This window comes from Glycomyces dulcitolivorans, assembly GCF_003265355.1.
GTDB lineage: Bacteria > Actinomycetota > Actinomycetes > Mycobacteriales > Micromonosporaceae > Glycomyces > Glycomyces dulcitolivorans.
The window spans coordinates 1-12,697 of record NZ_QFRW01000325.1 but is presented as its reverse complement, the minus strand read 5'-3'; the positions used below and the strand labels follow the sequence as shown (position 1 = coordinate 12,697).

Genomic DNA, 12,697 nt, shown 5'->3' with positions numbered 1-12,697 from the left:
GCCCATGGACGTCCAGGGTCTCTCGATCGGCGAGGTCGCCGTGGCGACCGGTCTGAGCGTGCACGCGCTCCGGTTCTTCGAGCGCGAGGGCCTGTTCCTGCGCGACATCCCGCGCTCGGCCTCGGGCCGCCGGGTCTTCGACCGGGCCGACCTCGACTGGCTCGGGCTCCTCAACCGCCTGCGCGAGTCCGGGATGCCGATCGCGGCGATCCGCGAGTTCGCGGCCCTGGTCGCGGCCGGGCCCGGCAACGAGGCCGAGCGCCTGAAGCTCCTCCGGCGCCACGAGGACGACGTGCGGGCCAAGATCGAGGAGCTCCACGCCTGCCTCGACGTCGTGCAGGCCAAGGTCGTGGCCTACGGGCGCCACCTCGACGCCGGTACGGCGCAAGGCGTGTGGTCGCCGCGCGGCTGACCCGGGAGCCGGTCGGCGCCCGGAGAATTCCTCTCCACTGAGCTCTATCCCCATGGGGCGATCGCTGCCATACTCATTGGTATCGATACCATCGGGACGGAGGACAGTCTTGAGAAGACTTCCGATCGCTTGCGCTGCAGCGGTATTCGTCAGCATGCTGGTCATCCAGCCCACCCAGGCCGCCCCACCAGAGGCGGCCTCTGACACCACCCCCCAGACCGAGACGGCGACCGAGGAGCTCCAGCAGCAGGGCGTCGCCGAACCGCAGCCGTTCGACCAGGCCGCGTTCGACGCGTTCACCGACGACGGCGACGCCGACTTCGGCCCGTACGAAGCGGGTTCGGCGCGCGCCGCCGAGGACAGCGCCGTGCGCCAGGAGATCACCGCCGAATCGCTCGACGTCGAGCAGTTCGACATGGAGGACGCCGCCACCGCGGCGGCCGACGACTGCGCCTCCTCCTACAACTACAACTTCCACGACTACGAGTGCCAGGCGTTCGCCGGGGACTTCGTGTTCCTCTACGACATCAAGAACAACCCGGGCGACACGCGCGGCGTCCCCGCCGCCGCCGGACCCAACGGCCGCCCCACCGCGGTGGTCGACATGATCAACGCCATCGACGAGGCCCAGTCGGCCTACCGCTCGATGGGCTACCCCGTCGACCCCGGCGACGGCCCCTGGGCGGTCATCGTGGGGCTCAACGACACCCAGGAGGGCTGGTTCAACGGCGGCGCGTTCACCCTCCCGTTCGGCGCCAACGACCAGCCGATGATCATCCTGCCCTCCGACCCGGGCCTGAACGACGCCGACAACTACGACTACCTGCCCCGCCACGAGTTCTTCCACATCGTCCAGTACCAGTACTGGGACGACGTCGGCGACATCGGCTGGGCCTACGTCCAGGACTGGCTCGGCGGCAGCGACTTCAAGACCATGAACTGGTGGATGGAGTCGACCGCCGAATGGGCGACCCTCATGTCCTACCGGCTCCAGCCGTACGACCCGCGCAACCCCACCGCCGCGACGATGTACGCCCACGCGATCCCCGAGCACCTCGGCGATCCAGGACGCGCCCTCAACGCCGCCGAAGACCTAGGGAGTTCGCGCCAGTACAGCACCTTCACGCTCGCGTTCTACCTCAACGAGGCCACCGGGAGCGCCACGGCCGTCCGCAAGACCTGGGAGCACATCAAGAACCACGACTCGACGCCGATCACCGCGATCAAGGCCGTGCTCACCTCGTACGGCCTCGACATCCCCTCCACCCTCCTCGGCTACTCCGTCGCGAACTACCGCCTCGCCGCCGAGCAGGGCGGCGCCCCGCCGAACCCCATGGCCGGGTACGGGTACAACGACACCGAACGCGACCTGTGGCGCGACTTCCTCATGGGCGACACCCGCACCGACGACCACCTCCTGGAGGAGTACCGCCCCGCCCGCACCACCCGCGCCGTCCCCCTCGGCACCCAGCAGACCTACGCGGAGACGATCGAACCGGGCGGGTCCGCCTACTTCGACTTCTCCGCCATGCAGAACTCCGGCGACCCCACCAGCGACTACCGGTCGCGCCTCACCATCTCCACCGAGGGCAGGGACGACCTCCAGTACGTGGCGATGGTCTGGTCCCCGCAGGGCAGCCCCGGCAGCCTCTCGGAGTACCCCACCGCCGCACGCGCGGTCTACCCCGACGCCGGCAACGTCATCACCGTGACCGACTTCGCCTACCCGATGGTCGTCACCCTCATCGCCACCCGCACCGACCTCCAGACCAACTCGGTCGAGGCCGACGGCGACGGCCGCGAGTACCGCTTCCGCGTCAGGGCCCTCGTCCCGCTCGACCACCCGTCGTGCAACCTCTCCAGCCTCACCGTGAGCAACCTCCAGGACGACGGCGTCGCCCCCGAGCAGCAGTTCCTCGACTACGCCGAGTCCACCCCGAACGGCTGGACCGGCGGCGACTCCACCTACTCGGTGCGCCTGCCCGACGGCGACCTGCTGTGGCTGTTCTCCGACACGTTCCTGGGGCCGCTCAACAGCGACGGCACCAGACCGGTCACCGCACCGCTCATCAACAGCACCTTCGTCAGACAGGACGGCGGCAGCCTCTCGACCATCCAGGGCGGCACCACCGCCAACCCCGAGGCGATCATGCCGCCGCCCGAAGCCAACCACTGGTACTGGCTCGGCGACGGGATGATCTCGCGCCAGAACGGCACCGACTACCTCCAGGTGGTCTTCCAGGAGTACCTGCGGTTCGGCACCGGCGACTGGGACTGGCGGTTCGACCAGAACGTGGTCGCGACCTTCTCCCTGTCGAACCTGAGCGACCCCATCAGCGTCGAGCCCCTGCCCTCGCAGGCCGGCGCCTGGGGCTCGGCCCTCCTCCCGGCCAGCCAGTCCGGGGACGGCTACACCTACATCTACGGGATCGCCGACGCGCCGACCAACAAGAAGCAGCGCATCGCCCGCGTCCACGGCTCCGACCTCGGCGCCACCGCGAAATGGCAGTACTGGACCGCCGACGGGTGGACCGCCTACGAGTCCGACACCGGCGTCGGCCTCAACGGCATCGCCAACGAGTACTCCGTGACCAAGTGGAACGGCCAGTACGTCCTGGTCACCCAGGACTCGACCCTCGCGTTCAACAACAAGGTGTACGCCTACACCTCCTGCTCGCCGGCCGGGCCGTTCACCAACCAGAGCCTGGTCTACTCGATGCCGGAGACCGGCCTGTGGGGCAGCTACGGCGACGAGCGGATCTTCGCCTACAACGCGCACCTCCACCCGACGATCAGCTCCGGCAACCGCTTCGTCATGTCCTACAACGTCAACACCTTCGACAGCCGCATGACCGCCGAAGGCTCCCACTACACCGATCCGAGCATCTACAAACCGCGGTTCATCAGCTTCACGCTGAATTAGCGCGCCACCGGCGCAGCACCGCCGGGCCGAGGGGCCCGGCGGTGTGGAACCGGCCCGGGCGGGGTACACGGAGGACACCTCGGTCAACCGAACTCGGAGGTTCCAATGATCGGATTCATCATCGCAGGCCTGGTCATCGGTGCGCTCGCGCGCCTGATCAAGCCCGGCAAGCAGTCGCTCGGCATCCTCGCCACGCTCCTGCTCGGACTCGTCGGATCGGTCATCGGCGGGACCATCGCGAACCTGCTCGGCACCGGTGACGTCTGGGAGCTGAACGTGCTGGGCTTCGTCGTTGCGGTCATCGCATCGGTGCTGCTCATCGGCGTCGCCGAGGCGATCGCTTCGGGCCGGCACCGGACCGCCCACTAGACCGGCCGCGCCGGGGTCCGCGCTTCGGCGCGGGCCCCGGCGGCACTCGGCGGTCGTCGTGTCCATCCCCCGATATCAGGCTTCGAGCACGGCCATGGCCGCGTTGTGCCCGGGGATGCCGCTGACCCCGCCGCCGCGGGCCGCCCCGGCCCCGCAGAGCAGGACGTTCGCGTGGGCGGTCTCCACGCCCCAGCGCCCGGGCGCCCCGTCGGTCCGGTACGGCCACGACAGGTCCCGGTGGAAGATGTTCCCGCCCGGCAGCCGCAGGTCCCGCTCCAGGTCGGCCGGGGTCTTCGCCTCGATGCACGGCTCCCCGTTCTCGTCCTCGGCCAGGCAGTCGGCGAGCGGCTCGTCCAGGTACCGGTCGAGCTGCGCGATCGTCGCGTCCAGGAGCGCGGCCTTCGCCGCCTCGTTGTCTCCCTGGAAGAGCCGCGCGGGGGCGTGCAGGCCGAACAGGGTCAGCGTCTGGTACCCCTGGCGCACCAGGTCCGCGCCGAGGATCGACGGGTCGGACAGGGAGTGGCAGTAGATCTCCGAGGGCGGGCGCGACGGCAGCCGCCCCGCGGCCGCCTCCGCGTAGGCCGCCTCCAGCTGCTCGTACGTCTCGGAGACGTGGAACGTCCCCGAGAACGCGTCCCGCGGGTCCACGTCGGCGTCCTTCAACCGCGGCAGCCGCTTGAGCAGCATGTTGACCTTGAGCTGCGCGCCCTCGGCCGGCGCTGGCGCCGTCTCGCCGAGCAGGCCCGCGAGCGCCTCGGGGGAGGCGTTGACCAGCACGTGCCGCGCCTCCACCGTCCCGGTCCCGTCCCCGCTCGCGAATGCCACCTCGGCCCGCGCGCCGTCGGCGGCGATCCCCGTGACCTCGTGGCCGGTCAGGATCTCGGCGCCCGCGGCCCGCGCGGCGGCGGCGAGCTCGTCGGTGAAGGCGCCCATGCCGCCGACGGGCACGTTCCAGTCGCCGGTGCCGCCGCCGATGACGTGGTACAGGAACGTGCGGTTCTGCCGCAGGTCCTCGGCCCACGCGGAGGTGAAGGTGCCGATGAGGCCGTCGGTGAGGACGACGCCGCGGACGAGGTCGTCGCGGAAGCTCGTCTCGATTGCCTCCCCAAGGGGCGCTTCGAAGAACATGTGCCAGGCACGGTCGTCGCCGACGCGGCGGCGCAGGTCGTCCGCGGTCGGCAGCGGCTCGGTGAGGGTCGGGAACACCCGCTGCGCCACATGGGCGGCCGCGCCGTAGAACTCCTGCCACGCTTCGTATTCGTCGTCGGAGCCGGTGAGCCGCGCGAACGACTCGCGGTTGCGGCCCTGGTCGCGGGTGACGAGCAGGCCCGTGTCCCGCCCGCCGCGCTCGGCCGGGGTGTAGGAGGAGACGTGCCGCTTGCGCACCTGGAACCGCAGGCCCAGGTCCTCGACCACCTTGCGGGGCAACAGGCTCACCAGGTAGGAGTAGCGCGAGAGCCGGGCGTCGACGCCGGGGAACGCGGGGGCGGAGATCGCGGCGCCTCCGGTGCGGCCCAAGCGTTCCAGGACCAGGACGCGCCTGCCGGCGCGGGCGAGGTAGGCGGCGGAGACGAGGCCGTTGTGGCCGCCGCCGACGATGACGGCGTCGTAGTTCCGGTGCTGAGGCATGCATATTCCTAGCACGGATCGGCGATGTTTTCGCGGGTGTCGTTTCGGGAACTTTGCACCGACACCTTGTCCCCCTATAGTGGGACGTACCGACGCGAAAAGGGGGTAGGTCTATGGGCTTGCTGGACAAGTTCAACGAGCTGAAGGACATGGTGACCGGCGCCGTCGAAGAGGCGAAGGGCCAGGCCGGCGAGATGGCGGGCGACGCGACGGACGCGGCGTACCAGGAGTACGTCCCCGATGCGGCGGGCCAGGCCGGCGACGCGGTGCAGGGCGCGGAGGACGCCGCGCAGGACGCGCAGGACGGCGCGCAGAACGCGGCCGAGAACTTCCGCAACGACCTCGGGCTGTAGCGCAGTGACGTGAAGCGGTGCCCCGGCCCCTCGGCCGGGGCACCGCTTCATCCTTTGAGGCCGGTGTGCGCCAGGCCCTCGACGAACTGGCGCTGGGCCACGACGAAGACGATGAGCACCGGCAGCGCCGACAGGGTCGCCGCCGACAGCTGCACGTCCCACATGGGACCGCCGTAGGCGTCGGTGAACTGCGTGAGCGCCTGGGGGAGCGTGAACTTCTCCGGCGTGGACAGGAACACGACCGGTTCCAGGTACAGGTTCCAGCTGTGGAGGAACGAGAAGATCGCGACCGCGCCCAGGGCCGGGCGCGACAGCGGCAGCGCGATCCGCCAGTACAGGCCGAGCCGCCCGAGGCCGTCCATGCGCCCGGCCTCCTCGACCTCGGCGGGCAGGGCGATGAAGAACTGCCGCATGATGAGCGTCGCCAGGACGCTGGGGGCGCCGAAGATCGGAACCAGCAGCAGCGGCCAGTGCGTGTCGACCATGCCGAGCCCGTTGAACAGCTGGAACAGCGGCACGATGGTGACCTCGCTCGGGATGAGCAGGCCGACGAGGACCACCAGGAACAGCAGGTTGTGCCCGGGGAAGCGGATGCGCGCGAACGCGTATCCGGCCAGCGAGGACACCGCGAGCGTCCCGACCGTGACGACCGCGGCGATGTACATGCTGTTGAAGTACTGGGCGGCGAACGGCGCGAACTCGAAGACGCGGGCGTAGGCGCTCAGGGACGGGTCCGCGGGGAGGATCGACGGCGGGAACGCGAAGATGTCGTTGGCGGACTTGAGGCTCGACGTGACCATCCACCAGGTGGGGAACACGAACGGGACCGCCAGGACGCACAGCAGCCCGTACAGGAGCAGCTTCGCGCGCCGCGAGCGCTGGGTGGTGAGGCGTTCAGTCTTCATGGACGACCCACTTCCGGCGCATCTGCCACTGGATCACGGTGAGCACCAGGACGATCGCGAACAGCAGGACCGAGAGGGTCGCGCCGTAGCCGAAGTCGTGGAACTGGAAGGCGTTCTGGTACAGGTAGTAGACGAGCACGGTGGTCGAGGTGCCCGGCCCGCCGCTGGTGAGGACGTCGATCTGGGCGAAGACCTGGAGCGAGCCGACGACGGTGATGATCGAGGTGAGCAGGATCGTCGGGCTGATCATCGGCATCGTGATGCGTCGGAACCTGGTCCACGCCCCGGCGCCGTCGATGGTGGACGCCTCGTACAGCTCCTTCGGGACGCCCTGCAGCGCCGCGAGGAACAGGACCATGTTCAGCCCCACGTTCTTCAGCACCTGCACGACGACGACGGCGACCATCGCGGTGGTCTCGCCGCGCAGCCAGTTCGGGCCCTCGACGCCGATCGTCGACAGGAGGCCGTTGACGCCGCCGTCGTCCTGGAGCAGGAAGCGCCACACGATCGTCCACGCCACCAAGGTGACCGCGACGGGGGAGAAGAAGATCGTGCGGAACACGATGGTGCCGCGCAGCTTCTGGTCGAGCAGGATCGCCAGCACCAGCGCCAGGCTCAGGTTGAGCGCGACCAGGCCGATGGAGAACATCGCGGTCGTGCCGAGGACGCCGGGCAGGGCCGGGTCCTGGGCGAGGCGCCCGTAGTTCTCGCCGCCGGTCCACGTGAAGCCCCCGGCGAGGACGTTCCAGTCGTGGAAGCTGTACCAGAACATCAGGCCCAGCGGCAGGATCACGAACAGGACCGTGCCGGCCAGCTGCGGGGCGACGAAGAGGAACCCGGCGAGGTGGTCGCGGCGCCGCGCCGTCCACCACCCGGGCCGCCCCGGCCGGGTCTGCACCCGGCCGGGGACGGCGGTCTTCACTTCCGTGCGTGTCATTGCGCCAGCAGCGGTTCGATGGCGGTGCACAGCTCGGCGAGGACGCCCGCGACGTCGGCGTCGGGGGTCCACAGTGGGTCGAGCGCGGCGCGCACGGCCTGGTCGAGCTGGGCCTGGCCGGTGTGGCCGGGTTTGACGACGCCCGCGTCGATGCGGTCGATGACGACGGTCTGGAGCTGCTCGGGGGTCAGCAGCGGGTTGGCCTGCCCGAGGACCTCGGCGGTCAGCTGCGACTCGCGCGGCGGCGGGAAGTACTGGGCGAGCTTCGCGGAGTTCTCCGGGTTCGTCAGGTACGCCAGGAAGTCCGCGGCCTCCTCGGGGTGCGGGGCGACGGTGAGGACGCCGAGCCCGGCCTGCCCGATCACCGAGTACTCGCCCGCGGGCCCGGCCGGGAGCGGCACCAGGTCCCACCCGAATTCCGCTTCGGCGAGGAGCCCGGCGCGGGAGATCTGGGTGACGGTCATTGCCGCCTCGCCCGCGAAGAAGTCGGCGGTCGTGCCGGGGCCGGGCATGGCCTCCTGCGCGAACACCGCGTCGTGCATGAACGTCAGCGCCGCGGTCATCTCCGGGTCGTCGAACCCGCACTCGGTGCCGTCCTCGCTCCATGCGCTTGCGCCCCAACCGGTCCACAGGGTGGAGAGGTTGTCCCAGCCGGAGTAGTCGAAGTCGCGGATGACCAGGCCGTCGACGCCGCTCTGGGCGTGGACGGCGGCGCCGGCCTCGACGACCCGCTCCCAGGTCCACTCGCCGGAGGCGATGAGCTCGGCCGCGGTGGGCTGCCCTGCGGCGGCGAGGAGGTCGTTGTTGACGAACACGCCGAACGGCGAGGTCGAGAACGGGTACGCGTACAGCTCGTCGCCCTCGCGCCACAGCTCGGTCGCGGCCGGGATGAGGTCGTCGTACTCGTATCCGTCTGTCCCCGAGAGCGTCTCGTCCAGCGGCACGAGGGCGCCGCTGGAGACGAAGTCGGGCGCGGAGTTCTCCAGGATCCACGCCAGGTCGGGGGCGTTGTCGCCGGCGATCTGCGTGGTGAGCGTGCTCGTGTAGCCCTCGAAGGGGAGCGGGTCGAACTCGATCGCCTCGACGTCGGGGTGGTCGGCGATGTAGGCGTCGGCGATCTCGCTGAGCATCGCGAGGTGGTCCTCGCTGGCCGACCAGGTGGTCATGCGCAGCGTCACCGGGCCCTCGTCGCCGCCGCCGCAGGCGGCCAGGGAGAGCGGTGCGGCCGCGGCGGCGGCCAGCAGTATCCGAGCGGGCTTTCTCATCAGGGGTCGTTCCTTTCGGTTGACGGCGTTGTCAGTAGGCGGCGACGTCGGGCCAGCGCAGTTCGACGCCCTGCGCGGCGAGCCGGTCCTGGAACGCGGCGAGGAGCGCCGGGTCGGCGCCGACGGCGCGCGGCCGGGTGCCGTGCTCGAAGGCGAAGGCCGCGAGGGCCCCGGCGGCCTCGCCGATGTTCCATTCGACCGGGTGGAGCCGGTAGCAGCCGTTGGTGATGTGGGTGGTGCCGAGGTTCTTCCCGGCGGGGAGGAGGTTCTCGACCCGCACCGGCAGGAGTGCGCCGAGCGGGATCTCGAACGGGCAGGAGGCGACGTCGATGTAGTTGTCGCCTCCGGTGGAGGGGTGGAGGTCGATGCGGTACATGCCGATCCCCACGCTGTCGTGATAGGACACGGCGCCCTTGTCGCCGCGCACCGCCGCCGACAGGTCCTGCTCGACCACGGTGTACTCGGCCTTGATGCGCCGCGATTCGCGGTGGTAGGGGGCCTGGGCGAGGCCGTCGGCCGATCCGGTGACGTCGCCGCGCAGGCGCAGTCCCGGCCAGCCGGTTCCGCCGTCGGCGCGCGGCGCCTCGGTCTGGAGCCAGTACAGGACGCTGCGGGACAGGCCCCGCGCCTTCTCCAGATGCGCTGCGGCGTCGGGGTTGTCGATGACGGGCGCCAGGAAGTAGTCGATCATCGGCCAGTTGACGAGGGTGATGTCGCTGGCGTACGCGCCGGGCGTGAAGTTGCGGCGGGCGGCGATGCGGCGGAAGGTCCACAGGTTCATGTCGCCGCCGCCGCGGCGCTGGTCGCCGACGACCGCGAGCGGGTCGTCGTCGGGGTTGGGCTCGAAGGTCCTTTCCGCCGCTTCGAGGGTGCGCGGGTTGGGGGCCCGGAACCCGAGGAGGTTCCCGCCCCAGAAGTCGGTGCGGAAGTCCCGCCAGAAGTCGTAGTCGGCGGGCTTGTCGATGACGTGGTCGCCGTCGACGTGGTCGATCGCGAAGCACACCGACACGGCCTGCATGTTGTCCGGTTGCGCCTCGTCGGGCGCGCTCGGCTCCCCGGTGTCCCTTCCGGACTCGAAGCCCGTGACGTATTCCGTCCCGGTGAGGGGCAGCAGTTCTCCGGTCTCGGTCGCGTCCAGGACGTACGGCGCGCCGACCACGACCTCCTCGCCGCTGTCGCGGTGCACGAGGGTCACGGCCTCGACCCGGTCGCCGTCCACGTCGGCCGCGACCGGCCGGTACGGCTGGAGGAGCCGCAGCATCCCGGACCCGAGGTAGGGCGCGAGCATCGACTCCAGGACCGCGACGGCCACGCGCGGCTCGTGGCACAGGCGGCTGACGTGCCCGCCGCCGGGGTTCAGGTCCCGCTTGGCGCGGGCGGCCTCGGTGAGCGGGTAGTGGCGCCGGTAGTACTCCCTGATCCCTTCGCGCAGTTGCCGGTAGGACGCGGTGATGCCGAACTGCTCCACCCAGGACGACTCGTCCGGGGGGACGGCCTGGCTGGTGAGCTGGCCGCCGATCCAGTCGTACTCCTCGGTGAGGACGACGCGCCTCCCGGCGCGCAGCGCGGCCAGCGCGGCGGCGACGCCGCCGAGCCCGCCGCCCACGACGAGGATGTCGGCTTGCAGTTCCTGCTTCAAGAGTTGTTCCTTCCGGTGGGGGCCGGCGCGAGGGTCGCGCCGTCGTGCAGTTCGCACGGGAGCAGCCGCTGCACGTTCGTCTCGGCGCCCTCGATGAGTGCGAAGAACACGTCGAGGGCCTGGCGGCCCATCTCGCGGCGGGGGATGGTGAACCCGGCGACGTCGAGGTCGATCGACACCGGCCGGGTCGGGTCTCCAAGGGCGACAAGGGAAAGGTCTGCGGGGACGTCGAGGCCGCGTTCGGCCGCCCAGGCGGTGACGGCCGGGACGTCGGCGGGCTCTTCGAGGAACAGCGCGGTCACGCCCTCGGCGACGGCCGCGTCGAGCGGCTCGGCCGCGGCGGTGCCGATGCGGCCGTACTCGACGCCCGCCTTCGCGGCGGCGGCGCGGAACCCGCGCAGGCGGTCCGCATAGGACTCCGGTCCTTCGCCGCGTCCGACGTAGGCGATCCGCCGGTGCCCCAAGGCGGCCGCGCGCTCGACGAGTGCGGCGACCGCGACCGGGTAGTCGGCGCCGACGTACGGCACCGGCCCGCCCGCGTCGTCCCGGCGGCCCACCGACACGAACGGGATGCCTTCGGCGACAAGGCGTTCGAGGTCTCCGCGGTCGACCTCCTGGCCGAGGAGGACGCACCCGTCGGCGAGGCGGATGCGGCTGCCGTCGGCGAACATGCGCCGCCGGCCGCCGTCGACGGGCGCGCTGGTGAGCAGCAGCAGGTCGCAGCCGAGCCGCTCGGCCTGCTCCTCCAGTCCGAGGAGGAACGGGTGGAAGAAGTCCCTTGCGCCCGAAGGGAACACGGGCTCGTAGGTGAACACGCCGATGATGCGGTTGTACTGGTCGGCGAGGCGGCGCGCGATCGGGTCGGCGACGTAGCCGGTGTCGCGGATGGCGTCGAGGACGCGCTGCTGCGTCTCGGCGGCGATCCTGACGCCGCCGTCGAGGCGGTTGTTGAGCACGAGGGAGACGGTGGCCTGGCTGACGCCCGAGATGCGGGCGATGTCGCGCTGCGTCACGCGGCGGCGGGGTCCGGTCACGGCGGGGCCTTTCTCGACGGGCATATAATGCGTATAACCACTGGTGCGTGTGATCATGTTGCCCGCCGATTTTCGGACCGTCAAGATGATAATACGTATTATCATCTTGACTGCCGCTCATCCCAGCCCGGACACTCGTCCTCCACAGGCCCACCGCGGTGCCTCTGCACCGCCCGAGCGCGGCGCGGCCGCCGGGCCGGACAGGAGAGCGTCATGGACCCCGACCGACGATCCGCCTTCGGCCGCCGCGGCCTGCTCATCGGAGCCGCCGCCCTCGGCACGACCGCGGCCCTCGGCGCCGCCCCCGCTGCCGCCGTCCCCGCCGGCTTCCCGACCTTCACCCGCCTCGGTGCGGCGATGGACAAGAGCACCCTCAGCTACGCGCCCGCCAGGAAGGAGATCATCTTCCCCTCGATCCGGTACGTGGCCGGACGGGTCCAGAACCCCTTGGGCGCCTGGTACATGTACTACGCGCCCCACGACGACCCGGGCGGGATCTGCCTCGCCTACGCCGACTCCCTCGCCGGGCCGTGGAAGGAGTACCCGGCCAACCCGATCATCTCGAACTCCTGGCCGCCGCACTACTCGACGGTGCCGCACGTGTCGAGCCCGCACGCGGTCTGGAACGAGGCCGACGGCCGCATCTACCTGTACTTCCACGGCGACAACCGCACCACCCGGGTCGCGACCTCGACCGACGGCCGCTCGTTCACCTACGGCGCCACGGTCCTCCACACCTCGATGCTCCCGTCGGACGTCACCGAGGCGTCCTACGCGCGGGTCTTCCCGCATCCGACGCAGGCCGGCGTCCACATCATGCTGTTCATGGGCAACCAGGCCGGGACCCGGAAGATCTTCATCGGCTGGTCGAACCAGCTCGCCTCGGGCTGGCAGTTCAAGCAGCAGCCGCTCCTGTCGCCCGTCGCGGGCGAGGGCGGCCAGCTCTCGGGTCCGCACTACTGGTCGCGCAATGGCGGCGGGCACGTCGTCTACCACTCCGGCGACGGCCGCATCCGCGTCGCCCACGTCGGCACGAGCTTCGACCGCGACGAGCGCCTCGGCGTCCTGTACACCGAGCCCGCCGCCACCCGCGCAGCCGCGCCGACCTTCGCCGAGGAGGACGGCCGCCTCTACATGTTCTACGAGGCCGGCGCCCGTTCCAACACGAACATCGCGATCGCCAGGGCCTGACCGCGAACCCGTGCGGCCCCGCCCCGGAGAGCGGGGCGGG

General features: G+C 70.8%; 11 protein-coding genes. 5 read left to right on the top strand and 6 right to left on the bottom strand.

Translation table 11 applies throughout. The annotated features are described in order from the left end of the window. Nucleotides 1-4 precede the first annotated feature (4 nt). The 3 genes from DI269_RS24640 (at nt 5) to DI269_RS24630 (ending at nt 3,704) form a co-directional block, all read left to right on the top strand. Complete coding sequence (locus DI269_RS24640; protein ID WP_198667727.1) at nt 5-412, top strand: MerR family transcriptional regulator; 408 nt, start codon at nt 5-7, stop codon at nt 410-412. A gap of 154 nt (nt 413-566) precedes the next feature. Then, entirely contained in the window at nt 567-3,335 is a 2,769-nt protein-coding gene (locus DI269_RS24635; protein ID WP_112140943.1) for a hypothetical protein, read from the top strand. A 105-nt stretch (nt 3,336-3,440) separates the two neighbouring features. Further along, nucleotides 3,441-3,704: a GlsB/YeaQ/YmgE family stress response membrane protein gene (locus DI269_RS24630; RefSeq protein ID WP_112140941.1), complete on the top strand. Its 264-nt coding sequence runs from the start codon at nt 3,441-3,443 to the stop codon at nt 3,702-3,704. A 75-nt stretch (nt 3,705-3,779) separates the two neighbouring features. On the opposite strand, the gene DI269_RS24625 is transcribed toward DI269_RS24630, so the two are convergent. Continuing rightward, a complete protein-coding gene (locus tag DI269_RS24625) occupies nt 3,780-5,333 on the bottom strand; it encodes a phytoene desaturase family protein (RefSeq protein ID WP_112140938.1) in 1,554 nt (517 codons plus the stop codon). Nucleotides 5,334-5,446: 113 nt separating this feature from the next. Between DI269_RS24625 and DI269_RS24620 the strand changes: the two genes are divergently transcribed. Beyond that, complete coding sequence (locus DI269_RS24620; RefSeq protein ID WP_112140936.1) at nt 5,447-5,686, top strand: hypothetical protein; 240 nt, start codon at nt 5,447-5,449, stop codon at nt 5,684-5,686. A gap of 47 nt (nt 5,687-5,733) precedes the next feature. On the opposite strand, the gene DI269_RS24615 is transcribed toward DI269_RS24620, so the two are convergent. Genes DI269_RS24615 through DI269_RS24595 form a run of 5 tightly spaced genes read right to left on the bottom strand, consistent with a single transcriptional unit; the run spans nt 5,734 to nt 11,490 of the window. Then, entirely contained in the window at nt 5,734-6,591 is an 858-nt protein-coding gene (locus tag DI269_RS24615; protein WP_112140934.1) for a carbohydrate ABC transporter permease, read from the bottom strand. Then, nucleotides 6,581-7,528, bottom strand: coding sequence for a carbohydrate ABC transporter permease (locus DI269_RS24610; RefSeq protein WP_112140932.1), 948 nt, complete (start codon nt 7,526-7,528; stop codon nt 6,581-6,583). The genes DI269_RS24615 and DI269_RS24610 overlap by 11 nt, the downstream gene beginning before the upstream one ends. Beyond that, nucleotides 7,525-8,793: an ABC transporter substrate-binding protein gene (locus DI269_RS24605; RefSeq protein ID WP_112140930.1), complete on the bottom strand. Its 1,269-nt coding sequence runs from the start codon at nt 8,791-8,793 to the stop codon at nt 7,525-7,527. The genes DI269_RS24610 and DI269_RS24605 overlap by 4 nt, the downstream gene beginning before the upstream one ends. 31 nt (nt 8,794-8,824) lie before the next feature. Continuing rightward, the gene (locus DI269_RS24600) at nt 8,825-10,420 is read right to left on the bottom strand and encodes an FAD-dependent oxidoreductase (protein WP_112141006.1); all 1,596 of its coding nucleotides are present in this window, start codon (nt 10,418-10,420) and stop codon (nt 8,825-8,827) included. Nucleotides 10,421-10,428: 8 nt separating this feature from the next. Continuing rightward, nucleotides 10,429-11,490, bottom strand: coding sequence for a LacI family DNA-binding transcriptional regulator (locus DI269_RS24595; RefSeq protein ID WP_198667725.1), 1,062 nt, complete (start codon nt 11,488-11,490; stop codon nt 10,429-10,431). Nucleotides 11,491-11,679: 189 nt separating this feature from the next. On the opposite strand from DI269_RS24595, the gene DI269_RS24590 reads away from it, so the two are divergent. Continuing rightward, the gene (locus DI269_RS24590) at nt 11,680-12,657 is read left to right on the top strand and encodes a hypothetical protein (protein ID WP_112140928.1); all 978 of its coding nucleotides are present in this window, start codon (nt 11,680-11,682) and stop codon (nt 12,655-12,657) included. The last annotated feature ends 40 nt before the right edge of the window (nt 12,658-12,697 follow it).